This window comes from Achromobacter veterisilvae, assembly GCF_900496975.1.
Lineage (GTDB): Bacteria > Pseudomonadota > Gammaproteobacteria > Burkholderiales > Burkholderiaceae_B > Achromobacter > Achromobacter veterisilvae.
The window spans coordinates 1-22,962 of sequence record NZ_UFQC01000055.1; the positions used below are offsets into that span (position 1 = coordinate 1).

At 62.3% G+C, this 22,962-nt stretch carries 21 protein-coding genes, 1 tRNA gene and 1 pseudogene; 14 read left to right on the forward strand and 9 right to left on the reverse strand.

Annotated features, from left to right (window positions below; genetic code table 11):
• Window positions 1-255 precede the first annotated feature (255 nt).
• Window positions 256-1,773 carry a group II intron reverse transcriptase/maturase gene (gene ltrA / locus AVE30378_RS29860; protein WP_094840516.1) on the forward strand — a complete coding sequence of 506 codons (1,518 nt, stop codon included), beginning with the start codon at window positions 256-258 and terminating at the stop codon, window positions 1,771-1,773.
• An 83-nt stretch (window positions 1,774-1,856) separates the two neighbouring features.
• A pseudogene (locus tag AVE30378_RS29865) lies at window positions 1,857-2,357 on the forward strand (IS3 family transposase); the annotation flags it as partial.
• Window positions 2,358-2,415: 58 nt separating this feature from the next.
• Here AVE30378_RS29865 and AVE30378_RS29870 read toward each other — a convergent pair.
• Both AVE30378_RS29870 and AVE30378_RS29875 read right to left on the reverse strand, forming a co-directional pair.
• A complete protein-coding gene (locus AVE30378_RS29870) occupies window positions 2,416-3,750 on the reverse strand; it encodes an ATP-binding protein (RefSeq protein ID WP_129246457.1) in 1,335 nt (444 codons plus the stop codon).
• Window positions 3,747-4,415, reverse strand: coding sequence for a response regulator (locus tag AVE30378_RS29875; protein WP_129246459.1), 669 nt, complete (start codon window positions 4,413-4,415; stop codon window positions 3,747-3,749). The genes AVE30378_RS29870 and AVE30378_RS29875 overlap by 4 nt, the downstream gene beginning before the upstream one ends.
• A 180-nt stretch (window positions 4,416-4,595) precedes the next feature.
• Here AVE30378_RS29875 and AVE30378_RS29880 point away from each other — a divergent pair, with 180 nt between their 5' ends.
• The 8 genes from AVE30378_RS29880 (at window position 4,596) to AVE30378_RS29915 (ending at window position 12,279) form a co-directional block, all read left to right on the forward strand.
• Complete coding sequence (locus AVE30378_RS29880) at window positions 4,596-5,030, forward strand: ABC transporter ATP-binding protein (RefSeq protein ID WP_255697342.1); 435 nt, start codon at window positions 4,596-4,598, stop codon at window positions 5,028-5,030.
• 199 nt (window positions 5,031-5,229) lie between these two features.
• Window positions 5,230-7,068, forward strand: coding sequence for a protein-disulfide reductase DsbD (gene dsbD / locus AVE30378_RS29885; protein WP_129246461.1), 1,839 nt, complete (start codon window positions 5,230-5,232; stop codon window positions 7,066-7,068).
• Window positions 7,068-7,904: a TlpA disulfide reductase family protein gene (locus tag AVE30378_RS29890; RefSeq protein ID WP_004350666.1), complete on the forward strand. Its 837-nt coding sequence runs from the start codon at window positions 7,068-7,070 to the stop codon at window positions 7,902-7,904. Before dsbD ends, AVE30378_RS29890 begins: the two co-directional genes overlap by 1 nt.
• 2 nt (window positions 7,905-7,906) lie before the next feature.
• Window positions 7,907-8,680, forward strand: coding sequence for a thiol:disulfide interchange protein DsbG (gene dsbG, locus AVE30378_RS29895; RefSeq protein ID WP_003149839.1), 774 nt, complete (start codon window positions 7,907-7,909; stop codon window positions 8,678-8,680).
• 90 nt (window positions 8,681-8,770) lie between these two features.
• Window positions 8,771-9,577 carry a sulfite exporter TauE/SafE family protein gene (locus tag AVE30378_RS29900; protein WP_004350669.1) on the forward strand — a complete coding sequence of 269 codons (807 nt, stop codon included), beginning with the start codon at window positions 8,771-8,773 and terminating at the stop codon, window positions 9,575-9,577.
• A 42-nt stretch (window positions 9,578-9,619) separates the two neighbouring features.
• Complete coding sequence (locus AVE30378_RS29905; RefSeq protein ID WP_004350672.1) at window positions 9,620-10,996, forward strand: dihydrolipoyl dehydrogenase; 1,377 nt, start codon at window positions 9,620-9,622, stop codon at window positions 10,994-10,996.
• Window positions 10,997-11,027: 31 nt separating this feature from the next.
• Window positions 11,028-11,351, forward strand: coding sequence for a hypothetical protein (locus tag AVE30378_RS29910; protein ID WP_003149844.1), 324 nt, complete (start codon window positions 11,028-11,030; stop codon window positions 11,349-11,351).
• A gap of 37 nt (window positions 11,352-11,388) precedes the next feature.
• Window positions 11,389-12,279 carry a LysR family transcriptional regulator gene (locus tag AVE30378_RS29915; protein WP_004350675.1) on the forward strand — a complete coding sequence of 297 codons (891 nt, stop codon included), beginning with the start codon at window positions 11,389-11,391 and terminating at the stop codon, window positions 12,277-12,279.
• A 21-nt stretch (window positions 12,280-12,300) separates the two neighbouring features.
• Here AVE30378_RS29915 and AVE30378_RS29920 read toward each other — a convergent pair whose 3' ends face one another.
• A complete protein-coding gene (locus AVE30378_RS29920; protein WP_003149846.1) occupies window positions 12,301-12,594 on the reverse strand; it encodes a helix-turn-helix domain-containing protein in 294 nt (97 codons plus the stop codon).
• A 119-nt stretch (window positions 12,595-12,713) separates the two neighbouring features.
• On the opposite strand from AVE30378_RS29920, the gene AVE30378_RS29925 reads away from it, so the two are divergent.
• Entirely contained in the window at window positions 12,714-13,370 is a 657-nt protein-coding gene (locus AVE30378_RS29925; protein WP_003149848.1) for a substrate-binding domain-containing protein, read from the forward strand.
• 199 nt (window positions 13,371-13,569) lie between these two features.
• Here AVE30378_RS29925 and AVE30378_RS29935 read toward each other — a convergent pair whose 3' ends face one another.
• Together AVE30378_RS29935 and AVE30378_RS29940 are read right to left on the reverse strand one after the other, a co-directional pair.
• Window positions 13,570-15,501: a tyrosine-type recombinase/integrase gene (locus tag AVE30378_RS29935; protein ID WP_004350679.1), complete on the reverse strand. Its 1,932-nt coding sequence runs from the start codon at window positions 15,499-15,501 to the stop codon at window positions 13,570-13,572.
• 228 nt (window positions 15,502-15,729) lie between these two features.
• Window positions 15,730-15,805: transfer RNA gene (locus AVE30378_RS29940), tRNA-Gly, on the reverse strand.
• Between the two features lie 356 nt (window positions 15,806-16,161).
• Here AVE30378_RS29940 and AVE30378_RS29945 point away from each other — a divergent pair.
• Both AVE30378_RS29945 and AVE30378_RS29950 read left to right on the forward strand, forming a co-directional pair.
• The gene (locus AVE30378_RS29945) at window positions 16,162-17,184 is read left to right on the forward strand and encodes a hypothetical protein (protein WP_129246463.1); all 1,023 of its coding nucleotides are present in this window, start codon (window positions 16,162-16,164) and stop codon (window positions 17,182-17,184) included.
• A gap of 68 nt (window positions 17,185-17,252) precedes the next feature.
• Window positions 17,253-18,314 carry a 2Fe-2S iron-sulfur cluster-binding protein gene (locus AVE30378_RS29950; RefSeq protein WP_129246465.1) on the forward strand — a complete coding sequence of 354 codons (1,062 nt, stop codon included), beginning with the start codon at window positions 17,253-17,255 and terminating at the stop codon, window positions 18,312-18,314.
• A gap of 65 nt (window positions 18,315-18,379) precedes the next feature.
• Here the strand turns inward: AVE30378_RS29950 and AVE30378_RS29955 are convergent, their stop codons facing one another.
• From AVE30378_RS29955 to AVE30378_RS29965, 3 genes are read right to left on the reverse strand one after another with little or no spacing between them, the layout of a single operon-like run.
• Window positions 18,380-19,360 carry a PDR/VanB family oxidoreductase gene (locus AVE30378_RS29955; RefSeq protein WP_129246467.1) on the reverse strand — a complete coding sequence of 327 codons (981 nt, stop codon included), beginning with the start codon at window positions 19,358-19,360 and terminating at the stop codon, window positions 18,380-18,382.
• Between the two features lie 2 nt (window positions 19,361-19,362).
• Window positions 19,363-20,439, reverse strand: coding sequence for an aromatic ring-hydroxylating dioxygenase subunit alpha (locus AVE30378_RS29960; protein ID WP_129246469.1), 1,077 nt, complete (start codon window positions 20,437-20,439; stop codon window positions 19,363-19,365).
• Between the two features lies 1 nt (window position 20,440).
• Window positions 20,441-21,460 carry a Bug family tripartite tricarboxylate transporter substrate binding protein gene (locus tag AVE30378_RS29965; protein WP_244235180.1) on the reverse strand — a complete coding sequence of 340 codons (1,020 nt, stop codon included), beginning with the start codon at window positions 21,458-21,460 and terminating at the stop codon, window positions 20,441-20,443.
• Between the two features lie 47 nt (window positions 21,461-21,507).
• On the opposite strand from AVE30378_RS29965, the gene AVE30378_RS29970 reads away from it, so the two are divergent.
• Window positions 21,508-22,269 (forward strand): IclR family transcriptional regulator, encoded by a 762-nt coding sequence (locus AVE30378_RS29970; protein WP_129246471.1) that lies wholly within the window; start codon window positions 21,508-21,510, stop codon window positions 22,267-22,269.
• Here AVE30378_RS29970 and AVE30378_RS29975 read toward each other — a convergent pair.
• Window positions 22,266-22,856 (reverse strand): hypothetical protein, encoded by a 591-nt coding sequence (locus tag AVE30378_RS29975; protein WP_244235181.1) that lies wholly within the window; start codon window positions 22,854-22,856, stop codon window positions 22,266-22,268. The two genes, AVE30378_RS29970 and AVE30378_RS29975, sit on opposite strands and share 4 nt — an antisense overlap.
• Between the last annotated feature and the right edge of the window lie 106 nt (window positions 22,857-22,962).

Sequence of the window (22,962 nt, forward strand, 5' to 3'; positions counted from 1 at the left end):
GTCCTGGAAACCCGATTCTCTCGGATTCCACTGGCGAACCGCCGCCTTCAACCTTCAACTACGCCTGGGACATTGCCGGGGAAGGCTTGCACAGATGTTAAGGGAGTGTGCCCCCGATGATGTGCGAGCTGGCGGAGCCTCCGTAGTAGTCCGAGACCGGGAAAGCCGGTCACATGGCGAAGGGAGGCAGTTGAAGTGGTTTGCTTGGTTGATTAACTGACCACAGTGAGGTGAAGACCTTTGATAATCAGTGAAATGCAAAGCAAACTGGCGGCATGGTCGACGGAGAACAAAGAGCGCAAGTTCGATCGTCTCCTGAGACTGATTGCTGACAGGGATTGGCTGAGCGAAGCGGCTCGCATTACGCTGGCATCCAGCGGAGCCCGCACACCGGGAGTGGACGGTGTTGACAAGCGCATGATGGAAGCGAATCTCCAGCATGAACTGGCGACGATACGCGACGAACTGTTGGCGGGCTCGTATAGTCCGCTGCCTGCGCGGCGCGTGTACATACCGAAGGCGAACGGCAAGCTCAGACCGCTCGGCATCCCTTGTCTACGGGATCGAATTGTGCAAAGGGCCATGCTGATGGCGATGGAGCCGATATGGGAGAGTGATTTCCATCCGGCTTCATATGGCTTCAGACCGGCCCGAAGCGTACATCACGCGATTCGCACGGTGAAGCTTCAGTTGCAGGATGGTGACGAACACAGTGTTGCCGGACGCTGGGTTATCGAGGGCGACCTCGCCAGCTACTTCGACACCGTTCATCATCGTCTGCTTCTGAAGGGAATCCGCAAGCGCATTGCCGATCAGCGCTTCCTTGCCCTGCTCTGGAAGTTCATCAAGGCGGGCTGCGTTGATCGCGATCTGTTTCGCGCTGCAAGCGAGGGGGTTCCCCAGGGCGGTGTCATCTCACCGCTCCTATCCAACATCATGCTGCACGAATTCGACGCGTGGATGGAGAAGAACTACCTGAGCAAGAAGGTGCGGAAGGATCGGTGGGCGTGGAACTTCGCCATTCTCAAGCAGCGTCCCATTACTGTACGAGAAAACCGGCAGTGGAAGCCAGCGGTTTCTTACTGTCGGTACGCGGATGACTTTGTGATCGTGGTCAAGGGAACGCGAGCGCATGCCGAGGCAGTACGCGAGGCGTGCAGGCAATTCCTTGAAGGCGAACTGAAGCTCACACTGAATATGGAGAAGACCCATATCACGCACGTGAACGACGGCTTCGTCTTCCTCGGTCACCGGATCATTCGTAAGCGCGGACCACGCGGCCGCATGCGGCCGGTGACGACGATTCCGTGGGAGAAGTATCGGGGCTTCGCCGAGCGGTTAGTCAAACAACTGTCGGGCAATTACGGCATGAACCGGATGGACCTGATGGAGAGCCTGAATCGGCAGATTGCCGGCTGGGCCGCCTTCTATCAATACACTGACTACACGGCCACCATGTTCAGAAAACTTGACCGGACCGTGTTCTGGAAGTTCGGATATTGGCTCGCGCGCAGGTATCGGCGCGGGTTCAGGTCGCTGATGCGCGATCATGTGCGGGCGCCAGAACCGGGACAGGCCAAGACATGGCTGCTTCATGGCCAGAATAGTCGGGGTTGGTACGGGGCGGTGGCGCTTCGGCGTCTTGTTACCAGCCGGAAGGGGCAATTCAGGTGGCGTAACCCGTCGGAGAATCCGTACATCCTGCGCGATGAGGCACGCAGTACCATCGAGTCACGCTATCCCGATGTCGCCTTTGCTATGAGCAACGCTTGAACGGAGAGCCGGATGCGCTGAGAGGTGCAAGTCCGGTTCGGGGAGGAGAGGCCGGGAGATAGCTCGACTACGCCCGGTCTCTTACTCCACTCTCGACATGGCAGGGCTGGCTGTACGTGGCCTTCGTCATCGACGTCTACGCCCGGCGCATCGTCGGCTGGCGCGTGAGCAAGTCCATGACGACGGACTTCGTACTCGATGCGCTGGAGCAGGCCCTGTATGCTCGTCAGCCCGGCAATGACGGTTCTCTGACCCATCACTCCGATAGGGGATCGCAATACGTGAGCATCCGCTATAGCGAACGGCTGGCCGAGGCCGGCATCGAGCCCTCGGTCGGTAGCCGGGGCGACAGCTACGACAATGCCTTGGCCGAGACGATCAACGGCCTGTACAAAGCCGAACTGATCCACCGTCGTGCGCCCTGGAAAAGCAGGGAATCCGTCGAGCTGGCCACCTTGGAATGGGTCGCCTGGTTCAACCATAAACGCCTGCACTCATCGATCGGCTATATCCCGCCCGCCGAGGCTGAGGCAAACTACTACAGCCAACTCGACAGAACCGCCGAAGAGGCCGGTTTACTTTAACCAAATGGCCTCCGCGAAACCCGGGGCGATTCAGCTATTGAGAAAAGAGCTATTTCCCTCAGCACTTTGAAGCAGGCAGGGAAATCTCCGCGACCAAGCCGCCACCTTCCCTGGGCTTTAATTCGAGGGTGCCGCCAAACCGCTCCGCGATCGCCCGCACAATCGAGATGCCCAAGCCGGAGCCATCCTTGCTTTTCCGGCCTTGGTCGCCACGCCAGAAGCGCTGCCCAATTTGGGATGCCTGTTCGGTAGTGAGTCCAGGGCCACGGTCCGATACAGTAACTAGGCACCGCTGCGCGCGATGGTCCAAGAACACATCGACATCGATCTTCGCGTCTTTGGGCGAGTACCGCATTGCGTTATCAACCAGATTGCGAATCGCCGTTTCCAACATCGACTTCGGCACGGGAGTTCCAATGTCCTCACCGTTGATGTTCAGCGACAAACGTTCGCCTTCGTCAACCCGCCACTGGTCCAGCACGCTACGGACGGACGTTGCAACCGAAGTGCAGCCATCTGCCTCGTCGGCGGGTGCCTCAGCACGCGCGAGGATCATCATCTGGTCCAGCGTGCGCCGCAGGCGTTTTACCCCTTCCTCCGCACTGGAAAGCGAGGACGCCACTTCGTCGCCCTCGCTGATCTGGGCTACCTGCAAGTGCGTGTCGATTACGGTCAACGGAGTGCGCAGTTCGTGCGCCGCGGCATCGGTAAATGCCCGTTGGCTGGAGAGCGCTCGTGCCAGGCGCCTGAGAAGCCCATTCATCGCATCCAGGACCGGACGGAGTTCAGAAGGCGAATGGTTGACGGCAATCGGGGAGGTATCGTCCGCGTGTTTGTCGCGCAACTGTTGTGAAAGAGCTTTCAGCGGGGACAGCCCCCGGCCGATGCCGATCCAAAGTGCCGCCAAACCGCCAAGAAAGGCAATCAGAAATGGCACGCCAGCCACGCTTAACAATTCGTTGATCAGCATGTCCCGTTGGTCCACGCGATCTGCCGTAGTGATCTGGTAGCCATTGGCGCGCAGAACGTAGACTCTCCACTGGTGTCCTAGAACGTCTCGTGTGCTGAAGCCCGCCGGGAGTGACTCGAATTCCGAATGAGGCCCAGTGGTCGTGCGTGCCAAAATCTCCCCCTGCAAGGATCGGATTTCGCACGCGATCCCTTCCTTGCCGCTGACGCGCACGGCCTCGGTGAAGTCGGCGGCCGCCGAGTTCGGAGCCAGCGCCGCGCGCTCAAGCAGCCCCGACACCATGCGTGCGGACATGGCAAGGCGGCCGTCGAGGGTTCGATCGAGATTAGAATGGACGCCGCGCATCATCCAGCCTGCGGCAGCGCCCCACAGAACCAGCAACGAAATACCGGCGATCAGAACGGCGCGTAGGCGCAGGCTCATGACGCGATCCTCCAGCCTAGCCGATAGCCGAGCCCGCGAACTGTCTCGATCGCGTCGGCGCCGAGCTTGCGGCGAATGTTGTGGATATGCACGTTGAGTGCATTGCTGCCGATCTCATCCCCGAGCCCGTACAAGCGCTCGTTTAGCATGTCGGGTGCCACCCACCGGCCATCGGCGTTGGCGAGATGGGCCAGCAGATCCACTTCGCGACGCGACAAGGTCACGGGCTCGCCTTGGAACCAGGCCATTCCGCTCTCCGGCTCCAATCGCAGGGGGCCAGCCGAGATCACCTGGGCCGCACGGCCTTGCGTGCGTCTGACCAGCGCGTGTAACCGAGCTGCCAGTTCCCGCAGATCGAACGGCTTGACCATGTAGTCGTCGGCACCTTCATGCAGCCCTTTGAGCCTGTGCTCGATGGCGTCCCGTGCGGTGAGGATCAGGACTGGTAGCTGAGGTTCGACAGCTCGCATGCTGGCCAGCAATTCCATGCCGTCCCGGTCAGGCAGACCGAGATCAAGCACTAGGGCATTAAAGGTATCTTCCGAGTGCGTGGCCTCGGCCTCTGCTGCCGTTCCGACGTGATGCACCGCGATGCCGTGCTTTTGCAAACCGGCCGCGATCCCCCGTCCGATGAGTTCGTCGTCTTCTACCAACAGTATTCGCATGGGGTCTACCAACCTGATTTTGCTCGTGTGACACGCTTATGTTAGGCCAGAAACGACAGTAAGGTGGGAGGTAAGTTCCTGCTAATTTTCAGTTAATCGGGAGAAGGCATGATGTCGAAGATTGCCCCTTGAGGGCGCACTTCGTGGCGAAACCCACGTGCATGAATTATTAACCGGCCCATGCTTGAAGCTCTTGATCTGGGTGGCGTCCGCGGGGGGCGCCGCTTGTTTGCATATTTGACTTTCCGGATTGCGCCGGGCGATTGCCTATCGGTGCAGGGCGAGAACGGCAGCGGGAAGACCACGCTGTTGAGGATGCTGGCCGGCCTCGCAACACCAGATGTCGGCAGAATTTTGTGGAATGGAGGCCTCCTGCATAGCCGGCGAAGCGAATACCAACGGGACGTGATTTATAGCGGCCATGGTATTGGGCTTAAAGAAGATATCAATGCCTTGGAGAACCTGCTCGCCGCCGCCGCAATAGCAGGTGAGTCAGTATCTACGGAACACGCGCTAGAAGCGTTAAACGAGGTTGGCTTAGCCGAGCACAAGAAGCTGGGACTATCAAACCGCCATCATGCACTGGCAGAAACTGCTGGAGATGATGCCGTCTGATTCCGAGGCGGCAAACGTGGTAGCGGCTGGTATTGAACGGGCTCGAACGGAGCAGGCACAGCTTGGCCATAGTCAATCAGCAGAGCCACATACACAACCGTAATAGCATCTCTGTGCTCTGAGTCTATACGGCTAGCCTTTAGTTTCGCTTAATCGGGTCGGCGCATGATCTAGGCAGCTTTGCTTGGAGGACTCAGATTTGGCTATTTATCGGCGCGTAGTAGCGATCTTTCTACTGTGTTGTTGTGCGGTAGGCAGTGCGTGGGCGGATGGTCTGTTTTCCTCCAGGGATAGTAGCGAACGTCAATTTCTGGACGTTACAGAGGTCTTTAAGCTGGACCCTGCGCAGCAGCAGGGCGATTCGTTCTCGGCCACCGGGCATGTCGCCGATGGTTATTACGTTTATCGCCATGCCATCAAATTGGTCGATGCGCAGGGCCATGAAGTCAGCCTGACGCTTCCGGCAGGAACAGCCAAACACGACGAATTCTTTGGCGATACGGAAATCTATACGGGCGATGCCCTCAATCTGCGCTTTCCCGCCACCGCCCCCGGCCCGCTGACACTGCATTGGCAAGGGTGCGCGGAGGCAGGTATCTGCTATCCGCCGCAGACCATGAATGTGGCATTGCCGGCAGTGGTGGCCGGCACATCCCCGACCGGCAATGACTCCGTACAGCGGAGTTCGGCTTTGACCTCCACCAACACAGTCAGCTTGGGCGGAGCTACCGAGGTGGCAGAGGATCAAGCGGCAGCGCAGCGCCTAGCAGCATTGGGCCCCGTGTGGGGAACACTGCTGTTTTTTGGCTTCGGCTTGCTGCTCGCTTTCACACCATGCTCGCTCCCGATGATCCCCATCGTCTCCACCATGGTCGTCGGCAGCCAGGCCAAGCCGCGGCGGGCTTTCTTCCTCTCTCTGTCCTATGTCCTGGCGATGGCGGGCACCTACGCCGCGGTGGGCGTGGCCGCTGGCTTGGCCGGGGCCAACCTGCAAGCCACACTGCAATCGCCTTGGCTGCTCGGAGCGTTTGCAGCCTTGTTCCTGGTCCTGGCGAGTTCACTGTTCGGCCTGTTCGAGCTGCAGATGCCCTCGGCGCTGATCAATCGGGTCGAATCCGCCGGTAGAGATCGCTCGGGCGGGAGCATCTCCGGCGCGGCGGCGCTGGGCTTCCTCTCGGCGCTTCTGGTCGGGCCTTGCATGACCGCTCCATTGGCAGGCGCATTGCTGTACATCGGGCAGACCGGCAGCGCGGTCTACGGTGGCATGGCCTTGTTCGCGCTGGGTTTGGGCATGGGACTGCCCCTGCTGGCCATCGCCGTGTTCGGTGCCCGGGTCCTGCCACGGCCTGGCGCGTGGATGGACCGCGTGCGCGTGGCATTCGGCTACGTCATGGTGGGCATGGCCGTGATGATGCTGACGCGCTTCCTGCCCGGCACGGTCAGCCTGGTTCTGTGGGGCGCATGGGTCTTGTCGGTGGCGATTGGCCTGATCGCGTGGGGCCAGGCCGTGGCAGCGAAGCATCGGCTGGCATGGTCGCTGCGGTCCGGCGCCGTCTTCGCCGGCTTGTGGTCCATCCTGATGCTGGTCGGCGCGGCCTCTGGCGGCGAATCGGCATTGCAGCCGCTGGCCCACCTGCGCGGTGGTTCGACTTCGCCAGCACCGGCGGCGGGCGGCGTCGCTTACCTGCAGGCGAAATCGGTCGAGGACGTGGATGCGCATTTGGCACAGGCCGCTTCGCGCGGCCAATGGACCCTGATCGACTTCTACGCCGACTGGTGCGTCAGTTGCCATGTGATCGAACGCAACGTATTCGGCGACCCCGCCGTCGCGTCCCGCCTGGCCCGGATGCAGGTCGTGCGACCAGATGTGACGCGCAATGATGCGACCGATCAGGCCTTGCTCAAGCATTGGGGTGTCATGGGGCCGCCCACGCTCATTCTGGTTGGCCCGGACGGTACGGAACGCCGGGACCTGCGCGTCGTCGGTGAGATCGATGCCCGCGCCTTCCTGGTGCGCTTGGACAAGGCAGGTTCCTGATGATCAGCGTAGGTCCGTTCTCCGTCCAAGTCGTTGCCGTCTTCCTGGCCGTCCTGCTGGCCTGGGCGGTGGCGCGCATGGTTGCCAAGCGGTTGCCCGACTCTCCGTACAAGGCGGCCGGCGGAATGTTGCTGGACGCCGCTTTTGTGGGGTTTGTGGCGGCTCGCCTCGGCTACATCGCGCAATGGTGGGAAGAGTACGCGCAGTCGCCGATGTCCATGATTTCCATTGGCGACCAAGGCTTTTCGTGGTGGGTCGGTGTCCTGGCAGCGCTGGCGCTCATCTGGTGGCGCACCCGTGCGGTTCGGGCATTGCGCCGGCCTGTATTGGCGGGAGTTGCGGTCGGACTCGCAGCCTGGTTTGCTACCGGGGGCGTACTGGCTCTGCTGCAGCGCTCGGCACCGCCGTTGCCAGCGTTGACGCTCGCAACGCTCGATGAACAGCCAGTCGTCCTGAATTCCTATGCTGGGCGGCCCGTCGTGCTCAACCTCTGGGCGTCGTGGTGTCCACCATGCCGTCGCGAGATGCCGGTGTTCGAGCAGGCACAAGCGCAGTATCCCGATATCGCTTTTGTCATGGTCAACCAGGGAGAGAGCGCCCAGCAAGCCCGCGCCTTTCTTGAGAGCGAACGCCTGCATCTCAAGGATGTGCTGCTCGACCCCGCTTCCCAGACCATGCAGGCCGTCGCATCGCGAGGCCTGCCCACCACCTTGTTCTTCGATGAGCAAGGACGCCTGGTGGATACCCATCTGGGCGAACTCACGATGGCCAGCCTCAAACACACGGTGTCGCGCCGATTCGCGCCAGCCCAACAGATCAAGACAGACAAGGAGTAACCATGTTTGCACAACGCTCGCACATTTCGTTCCTGCTGGCCGCCAGCTTCATGGTGGTCACCGGCTGCAGCAAGGCAGAGACGGCTGACAAGCCGGCCGTCCTCAAGGCGCTGGAAGGTCAGGGCCTGACCGTCACGCAGGAATTCAAGGTCGGCGGCGGTCTGCGCGCCTTCGCTGCCGTCGCGGGTGACCGGCCCATTGCCGTGTACATCACGAGCGATGGCAATGCCATCGTGGGAACTCGCCTGAACGCCAAGGGCGAGCCAATGGACGAAGCGGACCTGGAAAAGCTGGCCGCCAAGCCGGTCAGCGACAAGGAATGGTCGCAGCTGCAGTCGTCCACCTGGGTGCTGGACGGCAAGGCAGATGCGCCGCGCGTCATCTACACCTTCAGCGATGCCAACTGCCCCTATTGCAACGCCTTCTGGGAAGCTGCACGCCCCTGGGTGGATTCCGGCAAGGTCCAGTTGCGGCACATTCTGGTAGGCATCATCAAGGATGACAGCCCGGCCAAAGCCGCGGCCATTCTTGGCGCGCCTGACCGGAGTGCGGCGTTGTTGACGAACGAGCGGCAGTTTGGCCAGGGCGGGATTACGCCAGCCAAGAGCGTGCCTGCCGATGTGCGCAAGATCCTCGATGACAACCTGGCACTCATGGCGAGCACCGGCTTCCGGGGGACGCCCGGCATCGTTGTACGCGGCCCCAATGGGATCCTCAAGAAGTACAACGGCATGCCGCGAGGGGCGCAATTGGGTGAAGTGCTGGGGCCGCGCTGAACCAGCCGCCCAGGCGCCGAACCTGATGGCCGCTTCTCTCAGCCCGCATCTCAGGCTGCTCAACGGAAATTGCACAAAGGATCATTCACTATGCTCTCGCTGACGGGTGGAGTGCTGGGCCTCATCATCGGAGCCGTGCTGGGATTGACTGGCGCCGGCGGCGGCATCTTCGCGGTGCCGGCGCTGGTGTTCGGCCTGGGCATGGACATCCGTCAGGCCGCGCCCGTGGCGCTGCTCGCCGTGGGAGCAGCGGCGACCCTGGGCGCTTTGCAGGGCTTGCGCCAGGGGGTAGTTCGGTACAAGGCAGCGATGATGTTGGCGGCTGCCGGCGCCGTGACGGCTCCGCTGGGCGTGCAGTTTGCCCACTGGCTTTCGCCTCGATGGCTGAACCTGATCTTCGTCGCCATCATGCTCGTGGTGGCCTACCGGATGTTCATGTCATCTCGCGGCAGCCAGACGCAGGACGATCTGGCTGACGAGCCAGCCCGGGTCTGCAAGATCTCCAAGGACACCGGCCGCTTCGTCTGGAACGTGCGAACAGCGACCACGCTGGGGAGCATCGGCATCGTCTCCGGTTTGGCCACGGGCATGTTGGGGGTGGGCGGCGGATTCATCATCGTCCCGGCTCTGGCGCATTTCAGCGAGCTGCGCATGCACAGCATCGTCGCGACCTCGCTCATGGTGATCGCGCTGCTGTCCGCTGTAACCGTGTTCATCGCGTGGAGTCATGGCATGACGCTCACCGCGCCCGCCTGGACATTCGTTCTCACGGCGCTCGTGGGCATGTCGCTCGGCCGTGTTCTGGCACGCAGGATTCCCTCAAAGATGCTCCAGCGGGTGTTTTCGATCACCTGCGTGGCCGTGGCGGCCCTCATGCTCATGCGCAATGTTGGCTAGAGGTCCGATGTTCGATTAATTGATTGTGGACGGGAAAATTCAATGCAGACAAGGAAAGTAGATGTCGCCATCATTGGCGCGGGAACCGCTGGCAGCACCGCATTCCATGCGCTGAAAGCGACAGGCAAACAGGTGGTTCTGATCGATCGGGGGCCATTGGGGACGACCTGCGCGCGCGTCGGATGCATGCCCTCGAAGGCGGCCCTGCATGCCGGCATGCACTGGAAGGTCGCCAAGGCACTGGCAGCGAGCGCCACGCCATCGACCCAAGGGCCGCAGGCCTTATGGTCCCACGCCCGCCAGACCAGGGATGCGCTGGCCGGCGCCGCCGCGGAGCGCACGCGCAAGGCGGCTGGCGAGAGCCTGATCATGGCCGAAGCGCGCTTCGTCGCGCCGGGCATCTTGCAGGCAGGTGAACAACGGATCGAGGCCAGCGCCTTCATCGTGGCGACGGGCTCTCGCCCGGTGGTCCCCAAAGCGCTCGACGGCGTTGCCTCCCGCATCCTGACCACCGATACCCTGTTCGACCTGGGCGTCCTGCCCGCACGGATGGGAATCCTGGGACTGGGCGCCATCGGGCTGGAACTCGGCCTGGCCCTGTCTCGCTTGGATGTGCAGGTGGTCGCGGCAGACCAGAAAGACGCCATCGGCGGCATCCAGGACCCCGATGTCCTGGAGCGGGCGATCGCCAGGTTCGAGACCGAGTTGCCGATGTGGTTGGGCGCCGCCGTCGAAGTCAGCCTTGAAGGCGACCAGGTGCGCATGCGCGCCGGCGAGCGCGACGCGCTCGTGGATCGGCTTCTCGTCGTGACGGGACGACAACCCAATACCGAGGCGCTCGATCTCGCCGCGGCCGGCATCTCCTTGGATCAGGCTGGCCGACCGAGCATCGACCCCGCGACCATGCAGGCCTGCGGGCCGTCCCAGGTGCCGATTTTCTTCGCAGGCGATGTGCAGCCGGATCGCCCTCTGATGCACGAGGCCGCGGACGAGGGTCAGATGGCAGCGCAAGCCGCACTGGCGAGCTTGCGCGGCGAAAGTTGGCCGGGCGCATCCCGGCGCGTGCCGATCACGATCCTGTTCACCGACCCGGATGCGTGCGCAGTCGGCATGACCTACGAGGCGGCGGTGCAGGAAGGCGCGGTCGTCGGCACCGCGGAAGGCAGCGGCAACGGGCGCTCCAAGATTCTTGGTGCTCCGGAAAACCTGCTGCACATCTATGCCGACCCCGGCTCAGGCGCCTTGCTCGGTGCCAGCATGCTCCTGACGCAAGGCGAGCACCTGGCGCACCTGATCGCTTGGGCGATCCAGGCGAAGCAGACCGTCAACGATCTGCTGGCCATGCCGTACTACCACCCCTCCATCGAGGAGATGCTGCAAAGCGCCTTGAAATCCGCATCCCAGCAGATGCGCCCGTGAACAACCCTTCTGACTGCACCACCGACCGACCATGACCCAAGACACCCAGCGCCCCACATTGAAAGTGATCCTCCACGCACCGACGGCAGAAGCCTTTGAGCGTGCGCGAAGCAATGCAACCAATCTCAAGCGCGCGGCGCCCGATGCCGATGTGCGCATCGTTGCGAACGCGCAAGCCGTCGCCGCCGCCCTGGACACGGCACCTTCCGACCTCGACGCGCTCACCTGGGTATGCCCGAACACACTTTCGCGGATCGGCAGGGACAACAGAGAGCCGCTCGAAGTACTGGACGGGCCTGCTGTTATCGAGATGGCGCGCATGCAGCAAGCGGGATGGATCTACATACGGGCGTAGCACGCGACTGCCGGTTCGGCATGGGGGGGCTGAGACCATGGAATTACGACATCTGCGCTATTTCATGGCCCTGGCTGAAGAGTTGCATTTCACGCGCGCCGCCGAGCGCCTGCACATCGAACAGCCCCCCTTGTCCCGTGCCATCAAAGAACTGGAGGACGAGCTAGGGGTCGTGCTGTTCGACCGGAACCGCCGTGGAACCGTGCTGACGTCGGCGGGTGTTGTCTTTCTTCAAGATATCCGCAGATTGTTCACCGTGCTCGAACAGGCACGCGAAAACGCCCAGGCCGTGGCAGCAGGTTTGCGAGGCAGTCTGCGCATCGCGATTTCCGACGGGGCAATCGATGCTCGCCTGTCGGCATTTCTGGCCCGGTGCCGCGCGGAGGAGCCGGAGATCGAGATACGGCTGTCCGAGGTTCCGCTGGCCGAGCAGTTGCGCGGCCTGCGGTCCGGGGATTTCATGATCGGATTCGCGCATACGGCCGACGTCGGCGACGACATACGGGCTGAGCCCATCTGGCGAGATCCATTGGTCATTGCCGTGCCGGCACGGCACGCACTGCTCGCCCACAAAAAGGTCCCGCTCCAAGAAGTCGGGATCCATCCACTGGTCTTGTGCGATCCCCATGCGTGCGAGGGCTACTGCCGGGAACTGACACGACTGCTGCAGGTGCTTGAGCACAAGTTGAACGTCGTCGAGGAGGTGTCCTCGCTGGACATGATGCTCACCTTGGTCGGTGCTGGTTACGGTATCGGCTTTCTCGCGGCGAGCAAGATTCCGGTTTGCCAACGCCCGGACGTGGTGATCCGTCCCCTGGCCATCGATTCAGCCGTCATCACGACTTACTTGCTGCGGGCCGACAGCAGTGATTTGTCGGCTTCGCTGGAGCGGTTCATCGTTCGCCTACGTGACTCTGCGAGCGGCTGAAGGCCCCGCTGGCAGACACCCTCAAAGATCGGTTTCGGCACGAAGATTGCGCTCGGTGGCCGCCATCAATTCAGCCGCGCTTATCCCAAGTGCTACTGAAATTTTCAGTATGAGGGGCAGCGTGGGCACGTGCTCTCCACGCTCGATCTTGCCCATGTGCGAGCGCGAAATGCCTGCCCGAGATGCGAACTCGTCTTGCGCGACTCCTTGTGCGACGCGCGCAGCGCGCACGGCCTGTCCGAAAGCTGTCGCCGCTGCGGATTCATACGTTGTTGTGCCAGAAGGACGGCCTGGCTGAATGGTTGATTTCTGCATTAGCAGAAGCGTCAAACAATCTGCCAAAATTAACCACGTTAAAGATAACGGCGTTAAACTTCACTCTTGACCACGATGCAAGTTCACCTACTCGGCCAGAACACTTTTTGGGGGCTCGCATGCATGATGCCACCAGCCAGTTTCCCCATCTCAGGCTTGCGATAGCACCTGGGGTGCCATCCTCATGCTTCTCCTCGCTTCTCGCCCTGCAACGCGCGGAAGAGCCGGAAATCACTATCGCGTTCTTTGAGACATCAAGTGACGACCTGGTGACGGGCATTGATGAAGGTCGTTACGACGCAGGAATGTCGCTTCGGGCCGTAAGCGCTCCGTCTCTGAAAAGCCAACCCTTGTGGATCGAGAACATCGCTGTTGCCATGCCATTGTGGTCCCCCTTGCTCGCCCAGACAAAGCTTACGATCGCCGAACTTTTGGACTACCCCGTGTTTCGCTGGCCGGCAGAAAGCTGCTCACTACTGGATCAGCGGCTGTCATCCCTCCCGTCTTTAAGCCGGCAGAGCGTCCAGCATGTGACCTCGTTCGACATGTTGGCGCTATGGGTCGGCGCTGGCTATGGTGTCGGGATCACCGCGCAATCGCGCATCGAGCGCGCTGATGCATGGGGGATCACCGCCCGGCCGCTGGCCGAGGGGCCCTACGAGGTCGTGACTCATCTGCAGCGCCTCAAAGGACGAACTAACGCGGTTTCTGAGCGGTTCGAGCGCAGAGCGATGCAGGTAGCCAAGGATAGTGCAGTCCAATCGAATACCCGATAGCGCGCCCGCGCTGAGCGTTCCCTGATGTGCAGACGCCAGGCGTCCGGCGATCTGCTGGACATGCATGATCGTCTGCTCGATTTCTCGACGGCGCATACCGGCGCCGTGTCCTTCGCTCCCGCACAGCGTGCTGAGCGAACTCATGCAGGCGGTGCAGATGTAGCGCGGGGGCCGTAAGGCCCCCGCGAGGGCTGTAACCCTATGCGCCGTCCAAGGCGACAGCGCTCTCCATCAGCCGGCGAACACTCTGGCGCACCTCTTCGGAGATAGGCCGCGGCGGTACGACCTCGGGAGCATTCGCATGTGGCTCGCTGCCTGCGATGATCTGTACCACCATGCCCAGATTGCTTGGCGTCACGATGTCGATGGCCGCGCGGTCACCCAGGTCGGGATGTGGCTGGGTCAGCATGCGGTAAAGCTCCCATGAATCCGCCTGGGGGTACTGGCGCATGAGCACCTGGGCCAGCTTGTGTTTGAGCGGCACCAGTTGCCAATCGGGAACTCGCTGCCCCCGGTTGCCCAGGCTGATGGAGAGCAGCTTGCCCGCCTTCAACTCGCGGTTGATCTGGTCCTTGGACTTTCCAGCCAACTTGCCGAACAGGGGCACCGGCAGACTGCTCGGCGATTCGTAGATGGCCAGCATTTCCTCGCGCTCGCGCTGGATGGCCGACACCTCGGGTTCTGGCGCATGAGTCGGGGATGGCGGCACCTGCGACAACCGTTGGAAGGTGATGCCCCCTTCGTTCGGCGTCACGACGATGGGGGTGGCCACCACCGGCGGAACGGGAGGCGCAGAGGAAGCTGCAACGATGGCGTCGGGCTTGTCCTCCTCCGCCATGGCCGGTACGCCCTCGATGTGGATAGTGAGGTGCGCGCTGGCCGCTTCGACTTGGCCCTGTTCGAGCAAGTCGAGGCGGTCGGCCCAGTCCTGCATCATCCGGCGGCGCGGTTCCACGTACTTGGCGTGGTTGTAGGCCGAACTCACCTTGTTTGGGTCGGAATGCGAAAGCTGCGCGTCCACCCAAATCTTGGGATAGCCGATCTCGTTGAGTGCCGTCGAGATGGTTCCACGAATACCGTGGCCGGTCAGTTTGTCCTCGTAGCCCATCCGCTTCAAGGCGGCGTTGAGCGTGTTCTCGCTGATGCGCTTCTTGAGTTCGCTGCGGTGCGTCAGCAGGTGGCGCTGGGCGGGCCGCATCACCCCCAGGAGGTAGCGCACGATCTCGATGGCCTGAAGGGACAGCGGCACGATGTAGGGCGGTACGTCCTGCGGCCGCTTCCCCGCTTTGCGCATCTCGTCCTGAAGCTGCTTGACGATCTGCGGGGGGATGATCCAAAGCCCACGGTCGAGGTCGAACTGATCCGGGGTCGCCAGCCGCAGTTCGCCGGTGCGCACGCCGGTCAAGAACAGCAGGCGGATACCGAGCTGGGTTTGCCAGCCGCGCGGGTTGTAGAGCCTGAGCTTCTGGAGGAACTCGGGAAGCTCGGGCAGGTGCAGGTAGGGGTTATGGGTCACCGCGGGCTTGGGCTCGGCCACTACGTCCAGGTCCGTGGCCGGATTGGCCTCCATGCCCTCGACGATGACGAGCGCATAGCGGAATAGCTGCCCCAGCCAGGTCCGGACCTTTTCGGCAGTGGTGAAGGCCTCGCGCTTCTCGATCCGCGCCAGGACGCCCAGGAGTTGCGGCCTGCGAATGTCATAGATCGACATCTGCTTGAGGCTGGGCAGCACGTCTTTCTCGAAGATCCGCTTGATCTGCGACAGTGTGCTGTTCCGGCCTTCCTTGAGTTCCTTGGCGCGGTGCTCGACCCAAGCATCGAAGACTGCCTTGAATGTGTAGTCCGAGGCCAGCTTGACCGCATGCCGTTTCTGCTTGCGGTCGGTGTGGGGGTTGATGCCTTGGGCCAGGAGCGCCCTGGCTTCGTCGCGCAAGGTGCGGGCTTCGCGCAGGCCGATCTCGGGATAGTTGCCCAGGGATATGCGTTTTTGCTTGCCGAGCCAGTAGTAGCGCAGGTGCCACGATTTGCCGCCGGTGGGGGCGACCACCAGGCCGAGGCCATCGGTATCGGGGATGCTGTAGGTTTTCTTGGCGGCCTTGGCTTGCCGCACGGTCAGATCAGAGAGTGCCATCATCAAACTCCTAAGTCGTGAGACTTAGGCTCAATGCTGCTGGTCATCCCGATCCAACCCCAGCAACAACCCGGAACCGGCACCACCCGCATTCTCTGGCCTCAATTTTGGCCTCAAAAACGCTGGCTGTCGGTGGATTTCCGTGGCTTTGGCTGGAATGAAAAAAGGGGCCGAAGCCCCTAATTTCAATGACTTACAGACGTCAGTGGAAGTCTGTAGATCAAAACTTGGAGCGGGAGACGAGTCTCGAACTCGCGACCTCAACCTTGGCAAGGTTGCGCTCTACCAACTGAGCTACTCCCGCAATGCTGTGCCTCGGCCCGTTCGCGATCTTTGCGATCGGCACCGGCTTCTGGCAAGCGAGGCGGAAGTATACCCAATTTTCCGCGAAATGCCAGCGGCCTCCAGAGATACATGCGCAGGCGCGTTGGCCGCCTCGATTCGAGGTCTTTGGCATCGGACGCATTGGCGGCCCCGGGTTGATCTATATCAAGGTTTCGGCTTTGCGTTGATGGACACCGCCAAGGCTCTGGTTCCATACTCTCCACCAGAGTAAATGATACAAAAAAATCATATTTCCAATAAATTTAGTATCACTTAATCCGGTCGCGACGCTATGCGATTGAACTGTGCCAAGCACGATCAAGGAGGAGAGTAGACATGGAAAAGCAACGTTATGCAGCCACACAGGAATTGCCGCCCCCGATAGAGCAGCCCAACGTATATCCGTTGTCCTGGGTCTGTAAGACCAAGAAGCTGCAGGAAGTCTGGGAGGCATCCTTGCGGGAGAACTGGGACCCGGAGAAGCTGCCCTGGGACACCCTGGATCTCGAAAGCTATACCTGGGAAGAGCGCGAGTCGATCGCGTATTGGTGGACGCTGTTGTCCGTGTTCGACGCCTCGGCGCCGCCCGTGTTCGCGGAGGCCCTGATCAAGACCTACGAGGTGCACGAAGAGGACGTCGTCCGCAAATGCTTCTTCTCCGTCACGCGCGACGAGCAGAATCACGAGATCATGTGCGGCCTGGCGATCACGCGCCTGCTGGGCCATTCCGACCCCCTGACGTACACGCCCAAGACCGAATTGGGCAAGCGGCTGCAGAAGAACGCGCAGTGGCTGTACTTCAACGGCTCCCGCTACTGGACCGGCTACAAGAAGGCCGTGCCGAAATACGATCTCGCCGTGCTGTTCAGTTCTTTCCTGATGGGCGAAATCGCGGCCGCGACGATCTTCAAGCAGATGTACGAAAACTCCCGCGAAGCCGTGTTCAAGGAAGGCTTCAAGAACATCGGGCGGGACGAGGGCCGCCACATGGCCATTTGCATGGCCGTCATGGAGCGCGACTACCCTGGCCTCAAAGACGATATCAAGGCCGTGGTGACCAAGCAGATCCGCGCCGGCTACCTGTTCCTGTCCGCCGTGCTGTTCGAGCCGCCGATGGAGTTCTGGGACCTTCCCGCCGATTTCATCGCGAACCAGCGGGAGGCGGAGGAGGTGGCCCGCGCCGCGGGCTTCGGCATCCCCAGCTACGAAGTCAAGCTGGAGAACTGGCGCAACGCGATGATCAACCTGAAAAGCGTCCTGGACCGGTACAACATTCCGTTCCCCGCCATTCCCGAGGTCGGCATAACGGGCCAGGAAGTGTCGGACGTGGACCTGGAAGACATCATTCCCGTGTTCTGACCATATGGCGTGGCGGCCGGCGTGCGGATACCGCGACGCGCCGGCCGCACAGGGAGCGGCCGAAAGACATGGCAATCATTACGATACAGCCGTCCGGCAGGACGGTGGAGTGCTCGCCCGGGGACACGGTGCTTACCGCGCTGGAGCGGGCGGGATACGCATTACCGAACAACTGCCGGGCCGGCGCCTGCGGCGAATGCAAGGTGAAGGTGCTTGCCGGCGCCTTCGACCAGGGCACCGTGCTCGACATGGCGTTGACCGCCGAGGAGCGCGCCCAGGGCTATGGCCTGATGTGCATGGCCAAGCCGCTGGCGGACAGCCTCGAGATCGAATGGGGAACGGCCGATGCGCGGCCCAAGCTCTTTCCGCCTCGCGAAAACGTGTTGTTCGTCGTGACGGACAAGCGGCAACTGACGCCGCGCGTCGTGGAGTTGCGCTTGCGGCCATTGGGCAAGCCCCTGCGCTATTGGCCCGGCCAGTATGTGATGCTCGGGGATCCCGGCGCCGGAATCGCGCCGCGGGCGTATTCGATTTCGAATGCCCCGCGTCCCGACGGAGAACTGGTCTTGCAGGTCGCCCGGCTGGACGGCGGCGCCACCAGCTCATGGGTGCATGAAACGCTGATGCCGGGCGACAGCATCAAGCTCTCGGGGCCGTACGGCACGTTCATCGGGGATCCCGCCGTGGACTCTCCCATACTCTGCCTGGCCGCGGGAACCGGGCTGGCTCCGATCCTTGCCCTGACCGAAGCCGCCATGCGCCGCGGATTCCGGCAGCCGGTCATGCTGGTGGTCTCGGCGCGCACGCATGCGGACGTGTACGGACTGGGACTATTGGCGTGGTGGCGCACCAAGCACCGGAAATTCGATTACCGGGTCACGCTGACCCGGGAAGCACGCGACGGCTGCCTTGCCGGCCGCGTCGGCGAGGTGCTGCCCGGCGTGCTGGCGGACCTGTCGAAGCACACCGTATTCGCGGCAGGCAGTCCCGCCTTCGTTACGGCAAGCGTCGACGCGGCCTTGCGGCTGGGGGCGAAGCCGGACGCGATATTCACGGAAGGGTTCAATGCCCAGCAACGGCCGACGGTCGTCGACGATGAGCATCTGCTGGCGGCGGCCGGCGCGTCCTAGCCCGACGATCCTGTCTCAAGGATTTTCAGCGGAAATCGCCCGGGGGGACTGGGCGCCGCGCGGCATCACAAATCCAGCACGAGCCGCGCGGAATGGGCCCTTGAACAGCATAGGGCCATCTGGTCATGGCGCGCCCGTTCTTCCTCGGACAGCACGTAATCGCGATGATCCACCTTTCCTTCCAGTACCCCGGTCAGGCAGGTGCCGCAGATACCTTGCCCGCATGACGTCGGCACTTGCAGGCCGCTTTCCGCCAGCGCTTGGGAAATGGATTTTCCGGAGGGAACGGCGATGATTTTTCCGGTGCCGGCGATCTGCACCTCAAACGCCCGCTCATCCTGAGCGGGCGACAGCGGACCGAAGCACTCGTGATGGAGGGCCGCGGCGTCCCATCCGGCGCCGCGCGAGGCGTTCAAGGCGGCATCGACGAATCGCGCTGAACCGCAAATGTAGACATGACTCTCTCGCGGGCGCCTCGAAAAAAATGCGTCCAGGTCCAATCGCGATAGCCGCGCACCATCGCTGTCTCCGGTGTAGAAGCAAACCTTGTCCGCGAAGGGCGCGCGCCGCAGCCGTTCATAGAATGCCGTTTGCGCTCGAGAGCGGACGCAGTAAACCAATTCGAAATCGCCACCTCCGCTGTGCAGGTGTTCGGCCATGCTGATGATGGGAGTGATGCCGATCCCGCCCGCCAGCAGTATGCTGCGGCCGCTCGGACTCGCCAGCGGGAAATGATTCCGTGGCGGGCTGATGGTCAGCCGGTCTCCTTCGCCCACCAGATCGTGCATGGCGATGGAGCCGCCCGCGCCGGATGCGACCCGTTGCACGCAGATCTGGTAGCGGTGCCGCTCGGACGGCGAATTGCACAGCGAGTACTGGCGTACGCGGCCGTTGGGCAAATGGACGTCGATGTGCGATCCCGCGGAGAAGGGGGGCAAGCATTCGCCATTCGGCGCCACGAATTCGCAGGAAACGATATCGGCCGCCTCTACGGTCTTGCGCGATACGCGCACGGGCAAGGTGCCGGATTGGAGGTTGTCGGGCATGCCTACGTTTCCGTCGAGAATGCCGGCTTCGGATCGGCAGGATTGGGCTCCTGCTCGGCCAGCAGGCGTCTTTCCATGAGCCAGCGGAATTGGGCCAGGCCGGCGTCCGCTGCGATGGGATTCATCTTCCAACCGACCGCGAATTCCAGGTTTCGTGCCTGGGCTTCAATCATGACGCGGTCCTCCTCGAACGCCGTGACGATATCCAGGAAGACGGTCTCCGTGACCTCGGTATTGTCTATGGCGAAGTTTCTCGGGACCGCGTAGAAATAATGGGCCGAAGCGGTGGTTTCCGGCGTAACCGCCTGGCAGCTTCTGAACTCGAGCGCTCCGGCAATACGGCCCTCCGGCGCGCCCGTGCCGGTAGCCTGCACGCCGGAATGCATCACCAGCACGCCGGGCACGTGGAAGTCATAGAAATGCCATCGGTCCACTCGTCCGGAAAACTGGGCCACGCGTGTATGGAAAGGAGCCGGCACTTCATCGAGCAACCAGCGTTCCACGCGCACCGAGTTTGCTGCGCGCGTCACCTTGGGCCGGTTCAGCGCGATGTTCTCGGTGCCTCCCAATGTGGTCGGATGCACATACCCGATGTGGGAGAAGTCCAGCAAGTTGTCGCAGATGAGCATGTGCGGCGCGGCGTAGTGGTAGTAGCCCGGCCGGTATGGCCATGCCGCATTGCCGAGCGGCCAGGTATCGACAATGTCGGCCGCGTCCGCCATTTTCGGGTCGCCCATCCAGATCCAGATCCAGTTGTTGCGTTCGACGGTGGGATAGCTTCGAATGCAGAGCCCGGGCGGTGTTCTCTCCTGCGCTGGAACTTCGACGCAGACGCCGGACTGGTTGAATTTCAAGCCGTGGTACATGCATCGAACGCTATCGCCCTCGATACGTCCGAGCGACAGGGGCGCGCCTCGATGCGCACAGCGGTCCGCGACGGCGACGAGCGTGCCCTCTGTATTCCGATACATGCATATCGGTTCGCCCAGGATGGTGCGCGTGAAAAGCGAAGTCGTGATTTCGTGACTCCAGGCGGCCACGTACCAGCAATTGCGGACGAAGAGATTAAGCGGGGTCATCTCAGTTCTCCAGTCTGATTCCGCGCTCTTGAATCAGGGCTTGCCAAAGCGCTGTTTCCGATTCAATGAAACGCTGCATGGTTGCCGGCGTGCTGGGCGTGACCTCCAGCCCGAACTCGGTCAGTGCGGCTTTGACGCGGGGATTTTCCAGCGACTTCTGAAGCTCGCTGGCCAGCCTTTCGCGAATGGCCGGCGGAGTTGCCGCGGGAACCACGAGCCCTTGCCAGGCATAGACTTCGACGTCATAGCCGAGCTCCTTCAGGGTGGGGACACCGGGGTAGATCGGCAGGCGTGACGCGGAGGCGACTGCCAGGGGCCTGAGCTTTCCCGCCTGGATGTGGGGCTGGGCGGTGGCGGTATCCAGCATCATGGCGGGAACGCGTCCCGCCAGCACGTCCTGCACGGCAGGCGCCGCGCCTTTGTAAGGGATGTGCTCGGCTTGGAAGTCCGCGCGTGCTTTGAGCAGTTCCATCGCCATGTGGTGGGGGCCGCCGGCACCCGGGGAGGCGAATTGAATCAGCAAGGGGTTCTTCCTGGCGGCGTCTATCAGTGCTGCCGCAGTCGCATATGGGCCGGCGCTGTCGGTCACGAGCAGAAGAGGAAACCGGGCCATCAATCCGACGGGCGCAAAGTCGCCGGCTTTGTAAGACAGCCTGGAATGCAGGGCGGGATTCAGGATCAGGGATCCATTGTCCGCGGTGAACAGCGTGTAGCCATCGGCCGGCGCGCGGGCCGCGGCTTGTGCCGCGATGATCGTGGATGCGCCAGGCTTGTTTTCGATGATCACCGGCTGCCCCAGTTGGCTGCCCAATTGCTGCGCCACTTTGCGCGCGAGGAAGTCGGAGCCGCCGCCGGCGGGATACCCCACGATCCAGGTCGGGGGCCGATCCGGATAGGACTCCGCGGCAAGGGAAGGGGCCGTCAGCCCTGTACAGGCGAATAGTCCCCACGCGACGGCGCTACAGGCTTTCCTGGCAATCATGTGCATCTCCACGGTCATGTCGTTGTTGTGGTGGGCCATTCTCATGCCGGCTATCGGGGAAGCCAATCTGCATTTACCATTGGTAAATGACGAAGAAAATTCAGCGAGGCGTCGCTTCCGTGGAGGTTGCCGGCGCGATCCTTCAAATCCTGCGTGGCTCGGCTCGCAGCATGGAGTTGCGGGAGCTCGCCCTGATAGGGGGGGTGAGCGCTTCGCGGCTGCATCATTATTTGGTGAGCCTGGTCCGCCTGGGGCTGGTCCACCGCGATCCCGCAACCGCGCGGTACGAGCTCGGCCCTTTCGCCATGGAGCTGGGCCTGGTGGCCGCGGATGAATTGCCTGCCCAGCATGCCAGCGCGCCCTGGCTGCGCAAGCTGTCCGAGGAGACTGGCGAATCCAGCTTTTTCGCCGTGCCTTCACCGCGTGGCGCCTTGATCGTCCGATGGGAGCAAGGGGCGCACCCTTTGACTGTGCACGCTCGCCTGGGAACGATCATGCCCATCCTGACTTCGGCCACGGGCCTGATCTGGCTCGCTTTTGCTGAACAGCAAAGCAGGGCGGTGTTCGAGGGAGAGCTTAGGCGGGTCTCGCCCGCGGCCCGGAAAAAAGTGCAGCGGGAACGGCTAGCGCAAGCCGATGAGGTGCGCCGCCAGGGCATGGCGGCAGCCAGGGGAACCATGATTGCCAACGTCAATGCCGTTGCATGTCCGGTCATGGGCCGTAGCGGCGCATTGATCGGCATCCTCACCGTGCTGGGGCTTGGTCCCGGCTTCGATTCGTCCGCGCAGGGCGATATTGCGAAGCGGCTCCGGCACTGCGCCCTGGCTTTCGGGAGCAGGCAGGCCTAGCGCTTTTCGTTACCCTGCCAGCGCAGATAAGCCGAGCGGGTCGCGGCAGACACCGAATCCAGGACTTTCCGATGATTGACCTGATGCCGCAGCATCAGCCGCGCATCGGCCACGGCGCGGGATTTGCAGAACCAATGGCAACTGTGCTGCAGCAGGTACAACTCCGCCGAGAGATGGTATGCGCGTTTTTTTGCATCCCACTGCGCTTCGTTGTCCACCACATGGCGCAAGCCGGCCGCATGGATATGCAGCAGTTCGCGAAAATCCCGTGTCATTGCAGGAAGAAAACGCTCGATGTACGGCACGCACAACGAAAGCGTGGACATGCGGACGGCCTGCGGGCTTTCCTTTTGCATGGCGTCGGCGAGCGAGCGCACCTGCGCCGCCACGGCGCGTTCGGTCGGGGCGAAGGTTTCCAGCACTTGTAGCTGGCGCGCTTCGGATTCCTCGCGGATGGCGCGGGTGTAGCCCTGCGTCAGCGTCTCCATGTGGCGCTCGAGCTGCAAGCCGCCCAGATGACGTCCCAGCAAGGCAATGCGGCCGCGCTGGTAGCGCACGCGCAGGGCCTGCCACACCACGACAACCATCAGCAGGGTTAGTGCACTATCCATCGCCTGCGTTCCTTTGCGTTCCTTTGTGGCCCTGCCGGCGCAAGCCGGCGCGCAAAACAAAAGGCCCAAACCGAAGTCTGGG

Excerpts from the sequence above, each read along its gene's own strand:
- AVE30378_RS29920 (WP_003149846.1), bottom strand. The coding sequence starts at position 12,594 with ATGCAGAAATCAACCATTCAGCCAGGCCGTCCTTCTGGCACAACAACG.
- AVE30378_RS29960 (WP_129246469.1), bottom strand. The coding sequence starts at position 20,439 with ATGACCCCGCTTAATCTCTTCGTCCGCAATTGCTGGTACGTGGCCGCC.
- AVE30378_RS29965 (WP_244235180.1), bottom strand. The coding sequence starts at position 21,460 with ATGGCCCACCACAACAACGACATGACCGTGGAGATGCACATGATTGCC.
- AVE30378_RS29905 (WP_004350672.1), top strand. The coding sequence starts at position 9,620 with ATGCAGACAAGGAAAGTAGATGTCGCCATCATTGGCGCGGGAACCGCT.
- AVE30378_RS29925 (WP_003149848.1), top strand. The coding sequence starts at position 12,714 with ATGCATGATGCCACCAGCCAGTTTCCCCATCTCAGGCTTGCGATAGCA.
- AVE30378_RS29910 (WP_003149844.1), top strand. The coding sequence starts at position 11,028 with ATGACCCAAGACACCCAGCGCCCCACATTGAAAGTGATCCTCCACGCA.
- AVE30378_RS29950 (WP_129246465.1), top strand. The coding sequence starts at position 17,253 with ATGGCAATCATTACGATACAGCCGTCCGGCAGGACGGTGGAGTGCTCG.
- AVE30378_RS29870 (WP_129246457.1), bottom strand. The coding sequence starts at position 3,750 with ATGAGCCTGCGCCTACGCGCCGTTCTGATCGCCGGTATTTCGTTGCTG.
- AVE30378_RS29915 (WP_004350675.1), top strand. The coding sequence starts at position 11,389 with ATGGAATTACGACATCTGCGCTATTTCATGGCCCTGGCTGAAGAGTTG.
- dsbG (WP_003149839.1), top strand. The coding sequence starts at position 7,907 with ATGTTTGCACAACGCTCGCACATTTCGTTCCTGCTGGCCGCCAGCTTC.
- AVE30378_RS29945 (WP_129246463.1), top strand. The coding sequence starts at position 16,162 with ATGGAAAAGCAACGTTATGCAGCCACACAGGAATTGCCGCCCCCGATA.
- AVE30378_RS29970 (WP_129246471.1), top strand. The coding sequence starts at position 21,508 with ATGACGAAGAAAATTCAGCGAGGCGTCGCTTCCGTGGAGGTTGCCGGC.
- ltrA (WP_094840516.1), top strand. The coding sequence starts at position 256 with ATGCAAAGCAAACTGGCGGCATGGTCGACGGAGAACAAAGAGCGCAAG.
- AVE30378_RS29890 (WP_004350666.1), top strand. The coding sequence starts at position 7,068 with ATGATCAGCGTAGGTCCGTTCTCCGTCCAAGTCGTTGCCGTCTTCCTG.
- AVE30378_RS29875 (WP_129246459.1), bottom strand. The coding sequence starts at position 4,415 with ATGCGAATACTGTTGGTAGAAGACGACGAACTCATCGGACGGGGGATC.
- AVE30378_RS29935 (WP_004350679.1), bottom strand. The coding sequence starts at position 15,501 with ATGGCACTCTCTGATCTGACCGTGCGGCAAGCCAAGGCCGCCAAGAAA.
- AVE30378_RS29955 (WP_129246467.1), bottom strand. The coding sequence starts at position 19,360 with ATGCCCGACAACCTCCAATCCGGCACCTTGCCCGTGCGCGTATCGCGC.
- AVE30378_RS29900 (WP_004350669.1), top strand. The coding sequence starts at position 8,771 with ATGCTCTCGCTGACGGGTGGAGTGCTGGGCCTCATCATCGGAGCCGTG.
- AVE30378_RS29975 (WP_244235181.1), bottom strand. The coding sequence starts at position 22,856 with ATGGTTGTCGTGGTGTGGCAGGCCCTGCGCGTGCGCTACCAGCGCGGC.
- AVE30378_RS29880 (WP_255697342.1), top strand. The coding sequence starts at position 4,596 with ATGCTTGAAGCTCTTGATCTGGGTGGCGTCCGCGGGGGGCGCCGCTTG.